Source organism: Heyndrickxia faecalis, from assembly GCF_040267745.1.
GTDB classification, from domain to species: Bacteria; Bacillota; Bacilli; order Bacillales; family Bacillaceae_C; genus Weizmannia; species Weizmannia faecalis.
In genome coordinates, this window is record NZ_CP158453.1 from 1,708,057 (window position 1) to 1,727,995 (window position 19,939).

The 19,939-nt window shown below is 50.7% G+C and carries 18 protein-coding genes and 1 pseudogene; 15 read left to right on the forward strand and 4 right to left on the reverse strand.

Going from position 1 to position 19,939, the window contains the following annotated elements; all coding sequences use genetic code 11:
• The first annotated feature begins 61 nt into the window (after positions 1 to 61).
• A complete protein-coding gene (locus tag ABR335_RS08215) occupies positions 62 to 805 on the forward strand; it encodes a glycerophosphodiester phosphodiesterase (RefSeq protein WP_035188003.1) in 744 nt (247 codons plus the stop codon).
• A gap of 9 nt (positions 806 to 814) precedes the next feature.
• Here the strand turns inward: ABR335_RS08215 and ABR335_RS08220 are convergent, their stop codons facing one another.
• Entirely contained in the window at positions 815 to 1,057 is a 243-nt protein-coding gene (locus ABR335_RS08220) for a DUF2627 domain-containing protein (protein WP_035188005.1), read from the reverse strand.
• Between the two features lie 133 nt (positions 1,058 to 1,190).
• Between ABR335_RS08220 and ABR335_RS08225 the strand changes: the two are divergent.
• The 9 genes and pseudogenes from ABR335_RS08225 to ABR335_RS08265 all read left to right on the forward strand — a co-directional run bounded on the left by ABR335_RS08225 (position 1,191) and on the right by ABR335_RS08265 (position 11,872).
• A pseudogene (locus ABR335_RS08225) lies at positions 1,191 to 3,256 on the forward strand (sigma 54-interacting transcriptional regulator).
• Between the two features lie 270 nt (positions 3,257 to 3,526).
• The gene (locus tag ABR335_RS08230) at positions 3,527 to 4,630 is read left to right on the forward strand and encodes a Leu/Phe/Val dehydrogenase (protein WP_265115212.1); all 1,104 of its coding nucleotides are present in this window, start codon (positions 3,527 to 3,529) and stop codon (positions 4,628 to 4,630) included.
• Positions 4,631 to 4,652: 22 nt separating this feature from the next.
• Positions 4,653 to 6,065 (forward strand): dihydrolipoyl dehydrogenase, encoded by a 1,413-nt coding sequence (lpdA, locus tag ABR335_RS08235; protein WP_350346696.1) that lies wholly within the window; start codon positions 4,653 to 4,655, stop codon positions 6,063 to 6,065.
• Positions 6,066 to 6,088: 23 nt separating this feature from the next.
• Positions 6,089 to 7,078, forward strand: a complete 990-nt coding sequence (locus ABR335_RS08240) for a thiamine pyrophosphate-dependent dehydrogenase E1 component subunit alpha (RefSeq protein ID WP_350346697.1) — start codon at positions 6,089 to 6,091, stop codon at positions 7,076 to 7,078.
• Positions 7,079 to 7,089: 11 nt separating this feature from the next.
• Complete coding sequence (locus ABR335_RS08245; RefSeq protein ID WP_071451926.1) at positions 7,090 to 8,073, forward strand: alpha-ketoacid dehydrogenase subunit beta; 984 nt, start codon at positions 7,090 to 7,092, stop codon at positions 8,071 to 8,073.
• Positions 8,074 to 8,097: 24 nt separating this feature from the next.
• Positions 8,098 to 9,375, forward strand: a complete 1,278-nt coding sequence (locus ABR335_RS08250) for a dihydrolipoamide acetyltransferase family protein (protein WP_350346698.1) — start codon at positions 8,098 to 8,100, stop codon at positions 9,373 to 9,375.
• Between the two features lie 213 nt (positions 9,376 to 9,588).
• A complete protein-coding gene (pfkB, locus tag ABR335_RS08255; protein ID WP_350346699.1) occupies positions 9,589 to 10,500 on the forward strand; it encodes a 1-phosphofructokinase in 912 nt (303 codons plus the stop codon).
• A 266-nt stretch (positions 10,501 to 10,766) separates the two neighbouring features.
• Positions 10,767 to 11,204 (forward strand): BrxA/BrxB family bacilliredoxin, encoded by a 438-nt coding sequence (locus ABR335_RS08260; protein ID WP_014098083.1) that lies wholly within the window; start codon positions 10,767 to 10,769, stop codon positions 11,202 to 11,204.
• A 164-nt stretch (positions 11,205 to 11,368) separates the two neighbouring features.
• Positions 11,369 to 11,872 (forward strand): L,D-transpeptidase, encoded by a 504-nt coding sequence (locus ABR335_RS08265; protein ID WP_046720756.1) that lies wholly within the window; start codon positions 11,369 to 11,371, stop codon positions 11,870 to 11,872.
• Between the two features lie 30 nt (positions 11,873 to 11,902).
• Here the strand turns inward: ABR335_RS08265 and prli42 are convergent, their stop codons facing one another.
• A complete protein-coding gene (gene prli42 / locus ABR335_RS08270) occupies positions 11,903 to 11,995 on the reverse strand; it encodes a stressosome-associated protein Prli42 (RefSeq protein ID WP_017550500.1) in 93 nt (30 codons plus the stop codon).
• Between the two features lie 122 nt (positions 11,996 to 12,117).
• On the opposite strand from prli42, the gene ABR335_RS08275 reads away from it, so the two are divergent.
• Genes ABR335_RS08275 through ABR335_RS08285 form a run of 3 tightly spaced genes read left to right on the forward strand, consistent with a single transcriptional unit; the run spans position 12,118 to position 15,007 of the window.
• Positions 12,118 to 13,239: a M20/M25/M40 family metallo-hydrolase gene (locus ABR335_RS08275; RefSeq protein WP_046720757.1), complete on the forward strand. Its 1,122-nt coding sequence runs from the start codon at positions 12,118 to 12,120 to the stop codon at positions 13,237 to 13,239.
• A gap of 6 nt (positions 13,240 to 13,245) precedes the next feature.
• Entirely contained in the window at positions 13,246 to 13,773 is a 528-nt protein-coding gene (locus ABR335_RS08280; protein WP_350346700.1) for a chemotaxis protein CheW, read from the forward strand.
• Positions 13,774 to 13,792: 19 nt separating this feature from the next.
• Positions 13,793 to 15,007 (forward strand): DNA polymerase IV, encoded by a 1,215-nt coding sequence (locus tag ABR335_RS08285; protein ID WP_350346701.1) that lies wholly within the window; start codon positions 13,793 to 13,795, stop codon positions 15,005 to 15,007.
• A 70-nt stretch (positions 15,008 to 15,077) separates the two neighbouring features.
• Here ABR335_RS08285 and zwf read toward each other — a convergent pair whose 3' ends face one another.
• Entirely contained in the window at positions 15,078 to 16,577 is a 1,500-nt protein-coding gene (gene zwf / locus ABR335_RS08290) for a glucose-6-phosphate dehydrogenase (protein WP_350346702.1), read from the reverse strand.
• A gap of 269 nt (positions 16,578 to 16,846) precedes the next feature.
• On the opposite strand from zwf, the gene rnz reads away from it, so the two are divergent.
• On the forward strand, positions 16,847 to 17,764 hold the full coding sequence (gene rnz, locus ABR335_RS08295) for a ribonuclease Z (protein ID WP_350346703.1): 918 nt from the start codon (positions 16,847 to 16,849) through the stop codon (positions 17,762 to 17,764).
• A 41-nt stretch (positions 17,765 to 17,805) separates the two neighbouring features.
• On the opposite strand, the gene proC is transcribed toward rnz, so the two are convergent.
• Complete coding sequence (gene proC, locus ABR335_RS08300; protein WP_350346704.1) at positions 17,806 to 18,633, reverse strand: pyrroline-5-carboxylate reductase; 828 nt, start codon at positions 18,631 to 18,633, stop codon at positions 17,806 to 17,808.
• Positions 18,634 to 19,133: 500 nt separating this feature from the next.
• Here proC and ABR335_RS08305 point away from each other — a divergent pair, with 500 nt between their 5' ends.
• A complete protein-coding gene (locus ABR335_RS08305) occupies positions 19,134 to 19,931 on the forward strand; it encodes an SDR family NAD(P)-dependent oxidoreductase (RefSeq protein WP_046720759.1) in 798 nt (265 codons plus the stop codon).
• Positions 19,932 to 19,939 lie beyond the last annotated feature (8 nt).

Sequence of the window (19,939 nt, forward strand, 5' to 3'; positions counted from 1 at the left end):
ACGCTTTTCTTGTTCGGGGAATATATAATGATGAACGAAATAAATAAAGGGTGTGTATCAAGTGACGCTTATTTTTGCCCACCGGGGATCGGCAGGCACACGTCCGGAAAACACAATGGAAGCTTTTTTCGAAGCGGAAAAGGCCGGAGCGGACGGGATTGAACTGGATATTCAGTTGTCAAAAGACGGCGAACTGGTCGTCATTCATGATGAAACGGTCAACCGTACGACAGAAGGCAAAGGGTATGTGAAAGATTTAACATTTGCTCAATTGCGGTCGCTTGATGTGATTGACCGGTTCGAAACCGGCAAACCGCTAAGCATCCCGGCACTTGAAGAAGTCTTTGAATGGCTCGCCCAAAACCAGCTTCTCTGCAATATTGAACTGAAGACGGCAAAAGTGGATTATCCGCTGATCGAGGAAAAAGCCGTTTCGTTAATCCGGGCATACCATTTGGAAGAAAGGGTCATTTTTTCTTCCTTTAACCACTATTCCATCATTCAATGCTACCGTCTGGCACCCGAAGTGGAGATTGCCCCGCTGTATTCGGAAGTGATGTTTATGCCGTGGGTCTACGCGAAATCGATCCGGGCAAAAGCGATCCATCCGCGCCTTTTGACAACGGCCGAATGGATCATCCGTGCCGCCATGAACCACGGTGTTGCAGTCAGGCCGTACACAGTGAATAAAGTGAAAGATATGAGAAGGCTGTTTAAAATCGGTTGCACGGCAATCATCACGGATTTCCCGGAAATGGCGGTACAGGAAAGAAAAGCAGAACGGGAAAAAGCATCCGGGCAATAGCCGGATGCTTTATTTTGATGGTTTGCTGAAACGTTTCTGTACCTTTTGGTGCTTTCTGTCCCGGTGCAGGATAAACCCGGCGGTAAAGGCAATGCCGCCGGCAGAGAGCAAAAACCCGGCCAGAAACTGGAGCGTCAGCGAAGAAAACGGGCGGTCCGGAATCCCGAAAACCATATCCCGCATCCATTTGATCCCATAAGCAGCGGCGATGACCGGCACCGCCAATACAAAAAGTGCCACCAACCTGCCCATCCCGGCCCCCCTTTAAACCGTTTCCATCATTATAACACCCGGGATTGGACGCAGGCAATGCAGCCCATTGTAAATGTAAGCCCTTTCAAATAAAATAGAATAGCGGAGACCAGCACGAAAAGGGGGAGCAGCGATGCAAAATGTTTTAATCGTTGGCGGGGGGAAAGGCGGAAAAGCGATTTTAAAAATATTGTCCGAGAGCGCACGGTTCCGTGTGGCCGGCATCGTTGATATCAATCCGCAGGCGGAGGGGATCCGGCTTGCCAAAAACATGGGCGTAAAGACCGGAAACAACTGGCGCGTTTTTTCAGGTCCCGATGTCGATATTATCATTGAGGTAACCGGGGATGAGCAAGTTTTTCGTGAAATCGCTGCCGAGTGCACGGGCCGGATTGTCATCCCCGGCAGTGTCGCCTATTTGATTGCGAAATTGCTGGAGGAAAAAGAAGCCTTAATCCGGAAGCTGGAAAGCGAAACAAAAAAACATGCGCTCATCCTTCAGTCGACGGCAGAAGGTATGACGGTGATTGACAAAAACGGCCGGATCATCTTTATGAACAGGGCCGCGGAAAAGATCAACGGCGTTTCGGCCCGGGAAGTGCTTGGCAAGCCGATCTCAAGCGTGATCCCAAAAAGCCGGCTTGCCCATGTCCTTGAAACAAAGAAAAGGGAAACAAACGTGGAAATTGAACTGCAAAACGGGGTCAAAATACTCGCCTCCCACATTCCGATGTTTGATGACGGGAAAGTCGCCGGGGCCATTTCCGTTTTCCGGGATATTACGGAAGCTGTGAAACAGGCTGAGGAGATTACGAATTTAAAAGAAATCAAGATGATGCTGCAGGCCATTATCCATTCAAGCGATGATGCGATTTCCGTTGTCGATGAAAAAGGGCGCGGCATCCTCATCAATCCGGCTTATACAAGAATTACCGGATTGAGCGAAGAGGAAGTCATCGGCAAACCGGCAACAGCGGATATTTCCGAAGGCGAAAGCATGCATTTTAAAGTGCTGCAGACGAAAAAACCGGTACGCGGCGTGAAAATGCGGGTTGGCCCGTTAAAAAAAGAAGTGATTGTCAATGTTGCGCCGGTCATCGTCAACGGCATGCTAAAGGGAAGCGTCGGCGTGATCCATGACGTCTCAGAAATTGAGACATTGACAACGGAATTGCGCCGTGCGAGAAGGCAAATGATGCAGGCTGCTGCGGCAAAATATACATTTGAGGACATTATCCATGCTTCCGATGAAATGAGCATCGCCGTGGAACAGGCCAAACTGGCGGCACAGACACCTGTGACGATTTTGCTGCGCGGCGAATCCGGCACCGGCAAAGAGCTGTTTGCGCACGCCATCCACCAGGCATCCAGCCGGAAAAACCATAAATTTGTCCGTGTCAATTGTGCGGCCATTGCCGAGTCGCTGCTTGAAAGCGAGCTGTTCGGCTATGAGGAAGGCGCTTTTTCAGGCGCGAAAAAAGGCGGCAAAAAGGGGTTGTTTGAAGAAGCCGACCATGGCAGCCTGTTTTTGGACGAAATCGGTGAACTGAGCGCCCATATGCAGGCAAAACTTTTGCGCGTCCTGCAGGAAAAAGAGATTGTGAAAGTCGGTGGCACAAAGCCGGTACCGGTGGATGTCCGCATTATTTGTGCCACGCATGCCGACCTTGAAAAAGCTGTTGCAGAAGGAAAATTCCGGGAAGACTTATATTACCGGCTCGACCGCATGCCAATCGGATTCCGCCGCTCAGGGCGAGAAAACAGGAGATTCCGTTACTGGCCAGGCGCCTCATCCAAAAAATCAATCAGGATTACGGCCGGAATGTAGAAGGCATCACAAGCAGAGCGCTTTCCATCCTGTACCGCTACGACTGGCCGGGAAACGTCCGTGAATTGGAAAATGTGCTCGGGAGCGCCATCATTTTTATGGGCTTCCATGAAAAATCAATTGATGCGGACCATCTTGACGGGCTTGGTTTATCCCCGGGGAAACGCGAGGAAAAGCAAGAAGCGGCCGGCATACCCGAAAAAGGCAACCTCGATGAAATGCTGTCCGCTTTTGAAAAGCAGCTGATCCAAAAAGCGCTCGAAGAAAATGCCGGGAACAAAACGAATACGGCAAAACAGCTTGGCATTTCACTAAGAAGCCTGTACTATAAATTGGAAAAATACCGGCTTGCAAAAATCAGCATGCAATAATTTGCATATTCGTGCAAAAAGTAGCAAACTGGTAAACGGAAGTTTATTTTTTTGAGCCCCGCTTTTTTCGCCATTTCTGCATCACAAGCGGAAACAGGAAAACAATGCGAAAGTGGCATTCTTTTTGCATTTTCAACAGTGAAGGCTGGCCCGGGATTCCGGAAAAAACGGTGTGCCGTTTTCAAAAGAGGCATCGGGCTGTCCGTTACAGCCGCAAAAATGCCGGTACAGCTTTCTGACAGCTTTGCTTGCGGAAAAGGAGGAAGTCCAATGGAAATTTTTGATTATATGCGAAAATACGATTATGAACAACTGTTGTTTTGCCATGATGACGCATCCGGATTAAAAGCGGTGATCGCCATACATGATACAACACTCGGGCCAGCGCTCGGGGGCACGAGAATGTGGACGTACGCAACGGAAGAAGCCGCCATTGAAGATGCGTTGCGGCTTGCGCGGGGGATGACGTATAAAAACGCTGCCGCCGGGCTCAATCTTGGCGGAGGGAAAGCCGTCATCATCGGTGATCCGCGCAAAGACAAAAATGAAGAAATGTTCCGGGCGTTCGGCCGGTTCATCCAGGGGCTCGGGGGACGCTATATTACAGCTGAAGATGTCGGCACCACTGTTGAAGATATGGATGTCATCCATGAGGAAACCGATTTTGTGACAGGCGTTTCACAAACGTACGGTTCATCCGGGAATCCTTCGCCTGTCACGGCGTACGGCTGCTATGTCGGCATGAAAGCAGCGGCAAAAGAAGCATTCGGAAGTGATTCGCTTGAGGGGAAAACCGTAGCCGTCCAGGGTGTCGGCCATGTTGCATTTGAACTGTGCCGCTATTTGCACGAAGAAGGCGCCCGCCTTATTGTGACCGATATTTCAACGGAGGCGGTAAAACGGGCTGTTGAGGCTTTCGGGGCAAAAGCAGTGGACCCGGCTGACATTTACGCCCAGGACTGTGATATTTTTGCCCCATGCGCGCTCGGGGCCATTTTGAATGATGAAACGCTTCCGCAGCTGAAAGCAAAAGTGATTGCCGGGTCTGCAAATAACCAGTTGAAAGAACCGAAGCACGGCGACCGGCTGCATGAAATGGGCATTCTTTATGCACCCGATTATGTCATCAATGCCGGCGGGGTTATCAATGTGGCTGACGAACTGCACGGTTACAACCGGGAAAGAGCGATGAAAAAAGTCGAGCAAGTCTACTATAATGTACAGAAAGTGATCGACATTTCAAAACGCGACGGGATTCCGTCCTATTTGGCGGCAGACCGGATGGCGGAAGAACGGATTGCAAAAGTTTCCCGTGCGCGTTCACAATTTTTGCCGCACAATAAACACGTGCTCGAAAAACGGCTTCCGCGGTAACGCAAGTGAAGGAGGAACAACATTGGCAAAAGAATACGATGTCGTTGTTTTGGGCGGCGGAACAGGCGGCTATGTGGCCGCCATCCGCGCAGCAAAAAACGGGTTAAAAACAGCAATTGTTGAAAAATCAAAACTTGGCGGCACCTGCCTCCATAAAGGCTGCATTCCGACAAAAGCCCTGTTAAGAAGCGCGGAAGTATACCGGCTGGTCCGAAAAAGCGCCGATTTCGGCGTGGATGTCCGTGATGCCGCCTTGAATTTTGCAAAAATCCGGGAACGGAAAAACGCAGTTGTGGCGCAATTGCACCGCGGCGTTCAATCCTTGATGAAAAAAGGGAAAATTGATGTGTATGAAGGCACCGGCAGAATCCTCGGCCCCTCCATTTTTTCGCCCGTAGCAGGAACGGTTTCAATAGAGGGCGCGGGTACAGACAATGAGATGCTCCTCCCGAAAAATTTAATCATTGCGACCGGCTCGCGCCCGCGTGTGCTTCCCGGGTTTGCAGTCGATGGGGAATATGTCATGACGTCTGACGAAGCGCTTGAAATGGAAGAACTCCCTGCATCCATCCTGATTGCAGGTGGCGGGGCGATCGGTGTGGAATGGGCATCGATGCTTGCCGATTTTGGCGTAAAGGTGACGATCATTGAGGCTTTCCCGCGCCTTTTGCCGGGAGAAGACAGCGACATTTCAAAAGAAATTACGCGCCTTATGAAGAAAAAAGGGGTTGCCGTATTCACCGGTACCGCATTTAACGCATCTTCTCTCCAGACAGGGGACGGCAAGGTGCGGATCGGCACGGAAAACGGAAAAACGTTTGAGGCAGATAAGCTTTTATTATCGGTCGGCCGGCTGGCCAACACGGAAAATATCGGCCTCGAAAATACGGATATTGAAATCGAAAACGGCGTTATTAAGGTCAATGAAGTTTACCAGACAAAAGAACCCCATATTTATGCGATCGGGGACTGCATCGGCGGGTTGCAGCTTGCCCATGTAGCAGCTAGGGAAGGCATCATTGCGGCTGATCGCATCGCCGGGAAAAGCGTGGACCCGCTCGATGACACCATGGTGCCGAAATGTGTGTATTCCAATCCTGAAATTGCCAGTGTCGGCCTGACGGAAGAGAAAGCAAAAGAAAAAGGATATGATGTAAAAATCGGCCGGTTTTCGTTCCAGGCAGTCGGCAAAGCGCTTGTCTACGGGGAAACGGACGGCTTTGTCAAAATCGTAGCAGACGCAAAAACCGACGATCTGTTAGGCGTACATATCATCGGGCCGCATGCAACAGACATGATTTCAGAAGCTGGGCTTGCACGCGTTTTGGATGCGGCGCCGTGGGAGGTGGCCATGAATATCCATCCGCACCCGACGTTAAGCGAAGCGATCGGGGAGGCGGCACTCGCAGTAGACGGGCTTGAAATCCATGCGTAGCTTTTGGATAAGGAGTGATGACAATGAATAAAAATCGGCATAAAGACTTAGGTTTAAGCGACCGGGAAGTATTGGAAATGTACGAAATGATGCTGCTTGCGCGCAAGGTGGATGAACGGATGTGGCTTTTAAACCGGTCCGGCAAAATTCCGTTTGTCGTATCCTGCCAGGGCCAGGAAGCTGCCCAGGTTGGCGCCGCTTTTGCGCTCGACAGGACAAAAGATTATGTATTGCCGTATTACCGCGATCTCGGGATTGTGCTCGCTTTCGGCATGACCGCACGCGACATTATGCTCTCCGGGTTTGCCAAAGCGGAAGACCCAAATTCGGGCGGCCGGCAAATGCCGGGCCATTATGGACAGAAGAAAAACAGAATCGTCACCCAATCTTCCCCTGTAACGACACAGGTACCGCATGCGGCCGGAATTGCGCTCGCAGGCAAAATGGAGAAAAAGGATTTTGTTACGTTTGTCACTTTCGGGGAAGGATCATCCAACCAGGGCGATTTCCATGAAGGGGCGAATTTTGCCGCGGTCCACAAGCTGCCGGTCATTTTCATGTGCGAAAATAACCAGTATGCCATCAGTGTCCCGATTGAAAAGCAGCTCGGGAACCCGCGCGTTTCCGACCGTGCGATCGGCTACGGCATGCCGGGTATGACAGTTGACGGGAACGATCCGCTCGCTGTCTATGAAGTGGTCAAAGAAGCGGCGGACCGTGCCCGGCGTGGGGAAGGGCCGACTTTGATTGAAACGCTTGTTTACCGCTTCACACCGCATTCTTCTGATGATGATGACCGCTACCGTGCGCAGGAAGAAGTGAAGACGGCAAAAGAAAAAGATCCAGTTGCTTTATTTAGCCAGTACTTAAAAGAGGCGGGTCTTCTTGACGAGGAAAAAGAAAAAGAAATCGATGCACGCGTCATGCAAACCGTCAATGAGGCAACTGATTATGCCGAAAAAGCGCCGTATGCCAAACCGGAAGATACGCTCCGGTTTGTTTACGGGGAGTAAGGAGGAAAACGATGGCTGTCATTTCATATATTGATGCAATCACAAAAGCATTGAAGGAAGAAATGGAACGGGACGAAAAAGTATTTGTGCTCGGCGAAGATGTCGGAAAAAAAGGCGGGGTATTTAAGGCGACGGCCGGATTATACGAGCAGTTCGGCGCCGAAAGAGTGATCGATACGCCGCTCGCTGAATCGGCAATTGCCGGGGTCGGCGTAGGGGCTGCGATGTACGGGATGCGGCCGGTTGCCGAGATCCAGTTTGCCGATTTTATTCTGCCGGCTGTCAATCAGATTATTTCGGAAGCGGCGAAAATCCGTTATCGTACCAATAATGACTGGCAATGCCCGCTTGTCGTGCGTGCACCGTACGGAGGCGGCGTCCACGGGGCGCTATACCACTCCCAGTCGCTTGAATCGGTGTTTGCAAACCAGCCGGGGTTGAAAATTGTCATGCCGTCCACGCCTTATGACGTAAAAGGGTTGCTGAAAGCCGCAATCCGGGACGATGATCCTGTTCTCTTTTTCGAACATAAGCGCGCGTACCGCCTGATTAAAGGCGAAGTGCCGGATGACGATTATGTGCTCCCGATCGGCAAGGCCGAAGTAAAAAGGGAAGGAACGGATATTACGGTGATCACGTACGGGCTTTGCGTCCATTTTGCCCTGCAGGCTGCGGAAAAGCTCAGAGAGGACGGGATCGAAGCACATATTCTCGATTTGCGCACCGTTTATCCGCTCGACAAAGAAGCAATCATCGAGGCAGCTGCCAAAACCGGGAAAGTGCTGCTTATCACGGAAGACAATAAAGAAGGGAGCATTATCGGCGAAGTTGCTGCGATCATTGCGGAAAACTGCCTGTTTGACCTGGACGCCCCGATCATGCGCCTGGCCGGGCCGGATGTTCCGGCAATGCCGTATGCGCCGACGATGGAAAAATATTTTATGGTCAATCCCGAAAAAGTCGAAAAAGCAATGCGGGAACTGGCCGAATTTTAGAATTGCAGGATAGGAGGGTGCCAATTGGCGATAGAAAACATTACGATGCCGCAGCTCGGGGAAAGTGTGACGGAAGGGACCATCAGCAAGTGGCTTGTATCCCCGGGCGATCATGTCCATAAATACGATCCGCTTTGCGAAGTATTAACAGACAAAGTCAATGCCGAAGTGCCTTCTTCGTTTGAAGGGGAAATCGTGGAACTTATCGCTTCGGAAGACGAAACCGTTGCTGTCGGGGAAGTCATTTGCACGGTCAAAACCGCGGCCGATACAAATGTCCAGCCTGAAACGGAACCGGGTCCGGATCCGGATGCTGCAGCGCCACAGCCGGAAGCGGAAAAAGGGAAAAAAGTCCGCTATTCCCCGGCCGTTTTAAAACTGTCCCAGGAATACGGCATTGACTTGAATCAGGTCAAAGGAACGGGAAGGGAAGGCCGGATCACGCGCAAAGACCTGTTAAAAATCATTGAAAGCAGGGGGAATGAGGCGGAACCGACTCCTTCAAAACCGGCACCTTCAAAACCGGAACCGGCAAAACCGGCACCTGCCCGTGATACGCCGCCTGCTTCCCGGCCTTTGCCTGTACGGGAAGCTGGAAAAGAAGATACGGTGATTCCGGTTACCGGCGTGCGTAAAGCGATCGCGAACAATATGGCACGCAGCAAACAGGAAATTCCGCATGCGTGGATGATGGTCGAAGCGGACGTTACGAACCTTGTCCGCTACCGGGATGCCGTAAAAGAAGAGTTTAAGCGGCGTGAAGGCTTTAACCTCACATACTTTGCCTTTTTTGTCAAAGCGGTCGCCCGGGCATTGAAAGAGTTTCCTGCGCTCAATTCCGCGTGGGCCGGGGATGCCATTATCCAGAAACATGATGTCAACATCTCGATCGCGGTTGCCGCCGAAGACAAGCTGTACGTGCCGGTCATAAAGCATGCCGATGAAAAATCGATCAAAGGCATTGCCCGTGAAATTGCTGTCCTGGCGCAAAAAGCCCGCGCCGGGAAACTCGCCCCGGAAGACATGGAGGGTGGCACCTTTACCGTCAATAATACCGGGTCATTCGGTTCGGTGCAGTCGATGGGGATTATCAACTATCCGCAGGCTGCCATTCTCCAGGTCGAGTCGATTGTCAAACGCCCTGTCATCATGGAAGAGGGAATGTTTGCGGCGCGCGATATCGTGAACCTTTGTCTGTCGATTGACCACCGCATTTTGGACGGACTTGTCTCCGGTCGCTTCTTAAAGCGTCTCAAAGAGATTTTAGAGACGGTCACACCGGAAACGGCACCGCTCTATTAATGAAAGGCCCGCTGATGAAGCGGGCTTTTCTATTTTGGAAAATGTGGCGATTTATCAAAACTGATTGTTTTTGAACGATTTTAATTGATTTTTACTGTTTTTGAAGGTAAAATAACGACCGGATACACCGCTTGCAATCGCGCAGGCGGGGAACGATTGCCATCAAAAAGGGGAATACTACAAATGATCTCCAAAGCAAAGGTTGTGTAAAAAATGATTTATACGGTAACACTGAATCCGTCTGTTGACTACATTGTGCAGGTGGAACATTTTGAACTTGGCGGATTGAACCGTTCCGTGATGGACACCAAATTTCCGGGCGGAAAAGGCATCAACGTCTCGCGCGTCATGAAAAGGCTGGGCGTTGATTCTACGGCACTCGGCTTTCTCGGCGGTTTCACCGGCAGCTACATTGAAAATTTTCTTAAAGCAGAAGGCATTTTAACGGATTTTGTCCAAGTTTCAGGCGACACGCGGATCAATATAAAATTAAAATCCGGTGTAGAGACGGAAATCAACGGAACGGGGCCTTCCATTTCGGAAGCTGAGCTGGACCGGCTGCTTGCCAAAATTGACAGCCTAGGGAAAGACGATGTCATTTTGTTTTCCGGCAGCATCCCAAGTTCGCTCCCGCCATCCATTTATGCCAGCCTCATTCAAAAATGCCGTGAAAAACAAATCCGCGTGATCGCAGATGTTTCCGGCGAATCGCTCGGCCATGTCATCAAAACGGGCCCGTTCTTAATCAAGCCGAACCATCATGAAATCGGCGAAATTTTCGGCGTGAAAGTCGAAATGCCCGAAGAAGCGAAACAATACGGCAGTCGCTTGCTTGATATGGGCGTTGAAAATGTGATCGTTTCGATGGCAGAAAAGGGTGCGCTCTTTTTGAATAAGGAAGTATCTTATTTTGCGCAAGCGCCGAAAGGGAAGGTAAAAAATTCTGCCGGCGCCGGCGATTCGGTCGTGGCCGGGTTTATAAGCGGGATGGCAAAAGGAAAATCGTACAAAGAATCGTTTGCGCTCGGGGTTGCCTGCGGTTCTGCAACGGCATTTTCCATGGAACTGTGCACAAAGCAAGAAGCAACATCGCTTCTCGAACAGGTCCATGTCCAATCTTTATAAAACGAAAAACCGGGATGCCCCGGTTTTTTTGCATAAAAAAGGGACAGCGCATGAGGCGCCATCCAAAGCATCTAGGGAGTTTAGGGGTATGGATCTAGATGTACTGTCATTTTACCCGGTTTTTTGGAAAAATAAACGCTTTCCGGCTATTTTTTCGTTTTTACGCGTAAAATAAAAGAAAAGGGACGGCTGCAAACAGAATATTTGAAAAGCAACGTGAAAACCTGCTATGATTAGCTTTAAAGCAGAATGAAAGGATGAGTGGCATGTCTGTCAATTTTAATCTTTATATGAACGATGTCGTGCGCATGTCCCGTGAAGAGGCAGTAGAAGCCGGCTACCGGGAACTGAGGACGCCGGAAGAAGTGGACGAAGCGTTTTCCAAAAAAGGGACGACGCTTGTCCTGGTCAACTCTGTGTGCGGCTGCGCAGGGGGCATTGCACGGCCGGCTGCGGCGCACGCCATCCATTATGATAAGCGTCCGGACCAGCTTGTAACCGTCTTTGCCGGCCAGGATAAAGAAGCAACGGCGAGGGCACGCAGCTATTTTACCGGTTATCCGCCGTCCTCCCCGTCTTTCGCTCTTTTAAAAGACGGTAAGATTGTGAAAATGATTGAACGGCACCAGATCGAAGGGCATGACCCGGCGGCTGTCGTGGCCGAGCTGCAAGCATTGTTTGAAGAATACTGTGAAGAACTGTAATGCATAAAGCCTGTCCCTTCCGTTTTGGAAAGGGGCAGGCTTTTTTTACAGGGGCGTGACCCGGGTGCAAAGTGTGCCTTCTGCGTAAGCGCATCTTCCGCATGTATGAACCGGCATGCGGGATGCATACTAAAGAAAAATACAACGCAGCAGGTGAATGGCTTATGCATATATGGGTGGCATGGATGCTTGTTTTCGGGTTATCGGTATGGCCGGCAGACGGGCATGTTGCCCCGGGGGACCCGCTCATTATTGTCAATAAAACAACAAACCGGCTTGCTTGGATCCGCGGCGGGAAAATCCGGCTCGAAACGCCGGTTGCGACCGGGAAAACAAATGACCTGACGCCGGAAGGTTTTTTTACGGTCAAAGTCAAGGCGAAAAATCCTTATTACCGGAAAAAGAATATTCCTGGCGGTGACCCGCGCAATCCGCTCGGCTCGCGCTGGATCGGTTTTGATGCGCGCGGCACGGACGGCCGGATTTACGGCCTGCACGGCACAAACAATCCTGCTTCAATCGGCCGGTATATTTCAAACGGCTGCATCCGCCTGCCGAAAGCGGCACTCGAAAAGCTGTACGATGAAGTGCCGGTCGGAACAAAAATTTACATCACCCGGTCAACCCGGCCGATGACCGAACTGGCGAAAGCAAAAGGCGCCATTTAAAAAAGGAACGCGGACTTTCCCGTTCCTTTTTTAAAACAGCATTGAAAGGCCGGAAAGAACTGTTCCTGCCAGCATGGCAATGAGCATTAAGTACACGACAATTTTCTGCGTTTTTTTCGACAAAGCAGACTTCACCTCTTCAACGGACGGTAATCATTTTTATTCTAGCCTGAAGCCGCCGGTTGTACAAGTAAAATCATTCGCGTTATACTATTAAAGTACATATACATATTGGAGGTTTTTCCATGGTGAATGAAGAACGGTTAGTAAAAGAATTTTTTGAACTGGTTCAGGTGGATTCGGAAACCGGACATGAAGAAGAAATTGGCAAGGTCTTAAAACAAAAATTTGAAGGCCTTGGCCTTGAAGTATATGAGGATGATACAAAAGCAAAAACGGGGCATGGCTTTGGCAATCTGATCTGCACATTGAAAGGCAATGTTCCTGAAGCGACGCCGATTTATTTTACTTCCCATATGGATACCGTCGTTCCGGGGAAAGGCATCAAACCATCGATCAAAGACGGCTGGATCCAATCAGACGGCACGACAATCCTCGGATCTGACGACAAAGCCGGGCTCTCCGCCATGTTGGAAATGATCCGGGTATTGAAAGAAGACCAAATCCGCCACGGGGATATCCAGTTTGTCATTACTGTCGGCGAAGAGTCTGGTCTGGTCGGTTCGCGCGCGCTCGATCCGTCGCTGTTAAAAGCAAAATACGGCTTTGCCCTTGACAGCGACGGCCCTGTTGGCACGATTGTAACGGCTGCCCCGACGCAGGCCAAAATCAAAGCAACCATTTTAGGCAAAACCGCCCATGCCGGTGTGGCGCCGGAAAAAGGGGTCTCCGCGATCACCATTGCCGCAAAAGCGATCGCAAAAATGCCGCTCGGCCGCATTGACAGTGAAACGACCGCGAATATCGGGCGCTTTGAAGGCGGTCAGGCAACCAATATCGTTTGCGATCGCGTCGATATTCTGGCGGAAGCCCGTTCACTCGTTCCGGAAAAAATGGAAACACAGGTTGCCAAAATGAAAACCGCTTTTGAACAGACGGCACTTGAAATGGGCGGAAAAGCGGAAGTCGAAGTGAACGTCATGTACCCGGGATTTAAGTTCTCAGACGGCGACCAGGTTGTAGAAGTGGCCAAAAAAGCAGCGGCAAAAATCGGCCGCGAGAGCAAGCTGGAGCAAAGCGGGGGCGGAAGCGACGCCAACGTCATTGCAGGATTTAACATCCCGACGGTCAATCTCGGCACAGGATATGAAGAAATCCATACGACAAAAGAAAGAATCCCGGTTAAAGAACTGGTCAAACTGGCTGAAATGGCGGTTGCCATTGCAGAAGTGGCCGGTGGGGAGTAACAAGATTTGAGGCGGAAGCGGGATAACCGCTTCCTTTTTAAGAAAGGAAGCGATCAGTTGGAAGCGCTCAATAAATATATCATTTTTAAAACGAGGGAAGAGGAGTACGGCATTCATATCGGATCGGTCATTTCTGTTGAAAAGGCGCAAGCAGCCAATCCCGTCCCAAAACTGCCTGCATTTGTACGGGGCATCATGAAGGTGAGGGATGAACTGATCCCGATTATTGATGTCGAACATTGTTTCTACCAGACACCGCTTTCTTCCATAGAGGACGCCCGCATTATCGTCGTCCGGACAGAAGCCATTCCGGTCGGCCTGCTCGTCAAAGAGGCAAACGATATTGTGGAAATACAGGAAGAAGAGAAAAAACAGATCGGCCTTGCCGGCTACGGGCGGACAAATTATTTTACGGCTGTCGCCAGTTTGAAGGACAGGCTGATTACCATTGTGGATGCCGATTTGTTTACGGCATCGCTTGAAGGGATTGCAGACATTGCCGCTTATATGAAAGAAGCGGCCGGAAATTCGTGAAGCGCCGGAGTGGGTGAAGATGAAAGCATTTTATCCGAAAAACGGCCGTGTCATTTTGCATGTCGATATGAACAGTTTTTTCGCTTCGGTTGAAATGGCGGAAAACCCTGCGCTTAAAGGGAAGCCGCTGGCCGTTGCCGGGAATCCGAAAGAACGGAAAGGCATCATTGTGACGTGCAGTTATGAAGCGAGAAAATTCGGTGTAAAAACGACCATGCCGGTGTGGGAGGCAAAAAAACGCTGCCCGGATCTTTTAATCGTGCCACCCCGTTTTGATCTGTATAAAAAAGCATCCGCCGAAATGTTTTCAATTCTCCGCGCATATTCGCCTTTGGTCGAACCGGTTTCGATCGATGAAGGTTATGTGGACATTACCGGTCTCGAGGAACTGGGGACGCCGCCTGCCATTGCCGAATCGATCCAGCAGCAAATTCTTGCGGAACTCGATTTGCCGTCAAGCATCGGGATCGCCCCGAATAAATTTTTGGCGAAAACGGCGTCGGATATGAAAAAACCGATGGGCATCACCATTTTAAGAAAGCGGGATATTCCCCGTTTATTATGGCCGCGGCCCTTGATCGAGATGCACGGTGTAGGCGGCAAAACGGCGGAAAAGCTTAACGGCTGCGGCCTTTTTACGATCGGCGATCTGGCGCATGCGGATGATTTTCTTTTAAAGCAGCTTCTCGGCATTCGCGGCATCCGTTTGAAAGAAAGGGCGAACGGGAGAGACCCGCGCCCTGTTGATCCCGAATCCGTAAACGTCACCAAAAGCGTTGGACGGATGGTGACGCTATCTGAGGATACGGAGGATGAGCACCGGATCGATGCCGTGCTGAAAAAGCTTGCGGATGAAACGGCGGAGCGGATGAGAAAAAAAGAGGTTGCGGCAACCAATGTGGGCATCATGATCCGTTACGCGGACCGGAAAACGGTGACGAGGAGCAAAAAAAGCGGAGGGCCGGTTGAAACTGGCGATGCGTTGTTTCAAGCCGCCCGTACGCTTTTTATCCGGAACTGGAACGGGCAGCCCGTACGCCTTTTGGGCATTACCGCCTCCGGTTTAACGGACCGGAAGGCGGAAGCAGAACAGCTGAGTCTGTTTTCATATGAAGAAGCAGCCAAAAAAGAGCCGCTGTATGAGGCAATCAGCCGGCTCCGCAAGAAATTTGGGGAGCAGATTATCCAAACCGGGAGAGAAGCGGGAAAGCGGCCGCCGGATCCCCGCGGTTAATTACCGGCTTCCGGCACGTCCCATAAAAAAGGAACACGCGCAAAGATGGCGTGTTCCTTTTTTAACAGGTTCAGCAGTTCCCGACTTCCAGATCTTCCACCGGCCACCAGAAGAAGCCGTCTTTTTCCAGCAGTTCATCGGCTGCTTTCGGCCCCATTGAACCGGATTTGTAATTCGGGAATGTAATCGGCTTGTTTTCCCACACTTTTGAAATATTATCGACAAAGCTCCACGATAAGGCGACTTCATCCCAATGGGTAAAGTTGGTTGCGTCGCCCATCAGGCAGTCATGAATCAATTTTTCATAAGCTTCGGGCGTATTGATGCCGTTTTTGCTGCTGCTTGCAAAGCTGAGCTGCACAGGGGTGGTTTCCATATGCTGGCCCGGTTTTTTGGCGTTCAGATGAAGTGAAATCCCTTCTTCCGGCTGGATATGGATGACAAGCAGATTCGGGTTCAGTTCATGATTGGTATTGTAGTACAAATTCATCGGGATATCTTTAAACTGCACGACAATTTTCGTCGATTTCGCCGCCATCCGTTTGCCGGTGCGGATGTAAAACGGTACGCCCGCCCATCTGAAATTATCAATCATTAGTTTCCCGGCGACAAACGTTTCGGTCCGGGAATCCGGCGCTACATTCAGCTCTTCCCGGTAACCCTGGACTTTCTTGCCGCCAATTTCGCCCGGACCGTACTGGCCGCGCACGAAGTATGCAGGCACATCTTTTCCTTCAATGGTGCGCAAGGCACGCAGCACCCGCACTTTTTCGCTCCGGATTTCGTTTGTTGTCAGGCTGATCGGCGGTTCCATTGCAAGGAGCGCCACCATTTGCAGCATATGGTTTTGCACCATATCCCTGAGCGCCCCGCTCGCTTCGTAATACCGCGCCCGTTCTTCCACGCCAAGCATCTCGCTCGATGTAATCTGGATGTTGGAAATATAACGATTGTTCCAAAGCGGTTCGAACAGGGCGTTGGCAAACCGGATGACTTCGATATTTTGTACCATCGCTTTACCTAAATAATGGTCGATTCGGTAAATCTGGTCTTCTGAAAAAGATTTCCGGATCTGGTTGTTCAGCTGTTTCGCTGATTCGAGGCTGTGTCCGAAAGGTTTTTCGATGACAAGCCGTTTAAACCCGTTTGTAGCGGTAAGCCCGTCACTTTTCAGATGGTCCGAAATCGTCCCGAAATATTCCGGGGCCATCGCCAAATAGAAGATACGGTTGCCTTCCAGCTGGTACTTTTCATCCAGTTCATCCGCCAATTGCTTCAACTGTATGTACGAGTTGCTGTCTGTCACATCATGCGGCTGATAGTAAAAATGAGCGGCAAACGCTTCAAGCTGTTCCGCATGTTCTCTCGCGCTCAGAACGGAATCTTTTATATGCGCACGGAAGATTTCGTCCGTCCATTCCCTTCTTGCCGTGCCGATCACAGCGAAATGCTCTGACAGCCTGCCTTTCCGGTACAAATTGTACAGGGAAGGAAACAGCTTACGCTTCGCCAGATCACCTGTTGCGCCAAAAAGCATAAATAACGATTTCGGTGTCTCAGTTGTCTGCATCTTTCTTACCTCTCTTTGTTCAAAAAATCACGATTTAAGGCCGGCCTGTCTCATGATACGGTTATAGTTTGCCTTGTTGCAGCCATTTCATTTCAAAAGCAGGGAAAAATCATTTTTTTCCGCTTTCCGGCCCCATTTCATTGTCACTATATTCTAGACTTTCACGGGCAAATACGCAAATGATATGCAATAGTTTCCTTTCCGTAAAATTATGATAAGATAGTTCTATATGTGCAGCTGGGATCCGGCAGGAAAGGGGGGAACATCATTTGGAAATTTTATTTTTGGGAACCGGCGCGGGTGTGCCTGCCAAAGCAAGAAACGTCATGTCCATTGCGCTCAAATTGCTGGAAGAACGAAATGCCATCTGGCTTTTTGACTGTGGGGAAGCGACACAGCACCAGATTTTGCACACTACGATCAAACCGCGCAAAGTTGAAAAAATTTTTATCACCCACTTGCACGGTGACCATATTTTCGGGCTTCCCGGCTTTCTTGGGAGCCGGTCGTTCCAGGGCGGGGATGGCCCGCTTACCGTTTACGGCCCGAAAGGCATAAAAGCGTTTGTGGAGGTTTCCCTGAAAGTGAGCGAAACCCGTCTGAAATATCCTTTGGAGATCATCGAAATTGAAGAGGGGACGGTATTTGAAGACGACCGCTTTACGGTTTGTGCGCTGCGGCTTGACCACGGGATCGAAAGCTTCGGCTACCGGATTACCGAAAAAGACAAACCGGGCGCGCTGGATGCGGATCGATTGAAAAAAGAAGGGATCCGCCCGGGCCCGGTTTACCGGCTGCTGAAAGAAGGCCGGACGGTAACATTGGAAGACGGCCGCGTGATCAGCGGAAAAGATTATCTCGGCCCGGCGAAAAAGGGGAAGATCATTGCCATCCTTGGCGATACAAGGCCGAATGAGGCGGAAATCCGGCTCGCAGCCAATGCCGATCTTCTCGTTCACGAAGCAACGTTTAACAAGGAGAGCGGGCAAATGGCGCATGATTATTTTCATTCGACAACGGCGGACGCGGCGCAAACAGCAAAGCAGGCGGGGGCAAAACGGCTGCTTCTTACCCATATTAGTGCCAGGTACGGAAAAGAAGACTGGCCGGCGCTTGAGCAGGAAGCGCAAGCTTTATTCCCGGACAGTCTGCTTGTCCATGATTTGATGGAAGTGCCTGTTTTGTAAAGCAAAAAAAGCGGCTTGCCTGCCGCTTTTTTTATTGCCGGTTATTCTCTTGCGGGTTCTTTCCCTGCGTTCGATAACTCATTTGCCCGCTTTGCAGCTGCTTTTACACAGTCAATGAAAGCTTGTTTGACCTCGCGTTCGTCAAGGACGCGGATCGCGGCTTCTGTGGTGCCGTTCGGGCTTGTGACAGCTTTCCGGAGCGCTTCCGGCGGTTCGGCTGAAGTTTTCAGCATTTCTGCTGCGCCGATGATCGTCTGGAGGATAAATTGTTTTGCCGTTTGTGCGTCGAGCCCGATTTCTGCAGCTGACTGCTGGAGCGCTTCGGCGATATAATAAATATACGCCGGTCCGCTTCCCGAAAGCCCTGTTACAGCATCGAGCTGTTCTTCTTTTACGGCCGTAGTTATGCCGACAGCCGAAAATATGGCAAACGCCCGGTGCCGGTGCTGTTTTGTCGCAGCGGCGTTAAAGGCAATGCCGGTTGCCGACAGCCCGACTTTCGCCGATGTGTTCGGCATTGCGCGCGCAACGGGAATATGCTGGCCAATCTTGTTTTCGATAAACGGAATGGTGATGCCGGCCGCTACCGAAACGAGCAGGGTGTCCGGAGATATGAGCGGACGGACCGATTCGAGCACATCCGGGGCGTCTTTCGGTTTTACGGCCAGGATGACCACGTCGGGGCCTTCAAAAAGCTGCTTAAGGCCTTTTGCAGTCTGGATGCCGTATTTCTGTTCCAACGTGCGGAGCCTTTTCTTGTTCGTGCGGTTATGGGCGCGGATGTCCCCGGCTTTTACGATTCTTTTTTCAAGCATGCCGCTGATCATCGCTTCAGCCATGGACCCGGCGCCAATAAATGATATTTTCATGCAAATGCCTCCCTTCAAGCAAAAAACCCCTTCATCCGTAAAGGACGAAAGGGCATGTTCCGCGGTACCACCTTTATTGCAGGAATCGATCCTGCATCTCATTTGGTTAACGGTTTTCATCCGGTTTGGTTTTGCCAAACAGCTCACAGGCAGGTTCGGCCGGGCAGCGGATGGCGGAGTTTTCCAGCCTGAGAACCCCGCTCTCTTGCATCATGCCCGGCTTACTGGTCCTGGTCACAGCCGATCGCTTATCAAAATGGTATTACTTATTATGAAGAAAAATCGGGGAGTTGTCAAGAACGATTCCGTGAATTTTCAGATAAAAAAATCCGTGCCCGGCCATTTTAAAATGGTACTAGGCGTGCATGCTGCAATGAACGCGGCACGGGAGGAAGCATGAAAATCGGCCGGCACCATTTTTCAGCATAGGCATCCATGCCGCGGCAAATGGCACCAGTGGAGGAATGAAAATTTTCAAGATAGAGGGAGAAGATGGAAACATGGCAAATAAACGGATCCGGAAGAAAACGATCGTGATTACCGGCGCTTCCGGCGGCCTCGGGGAAAAAATCGCCTTTGCCGCCGCCAAAAACGAGGCTAACCTTGTTCTGCTCGCCAGAAGCCTCGACAAGCTTGAAAAAATCAAGGCGGAGATCGAAGCAGCTTACCCGGTTTCGTGTCTGACCGTTCGCTGCGATGTAGCGGAGCACGGCAAAATTCCTGCTGTTTTTGAATCGATTTACAACCGCTGTGGCCAGATTGATGTGCTCGTGAACAATGCCGGTTTCGGCGTTTTTGATGAAGTGCAGGATATCCGCATCGAGGATGTCAGGGGGATGTTTGATGTCAATGTCATCGGGCTCATCGCCTGCACCAAAGCGGTCGTCCCGCATATGCAAAAAAACCGTGCCGGCCATATTATCAATATCGCTTCCCAGGCGGCCAAAATGGCGACCCCGAAATCAAGCGTCTATGCGGCCAGCAAATTTGCAGTGCGCGGCTTTACGGACAGCCTCCGCATGGAAATGGCGCGGTTCGGTGTCTATGTGACAGCCGTTCATCCCGGCCCGGTTGCAACCGGTTTTTTCGACATCGCCGACCGGTCCGGCACCTACCGGAAAAATATTGAAAAATGGATGCTGGATCCCGAAAAACTTGCAGAAAAAATAACGGATACGATGCTTGTAAATCGGCGTGAAATCAATGCGCCAAAATGGATGAATGCATCTGCCACCATCCATGCGCTTTTCCCCGGGCTTGTGGAAAGGCTCGGACGGCAGGCTTTCTTTAAAAAATAGCAGCCGGT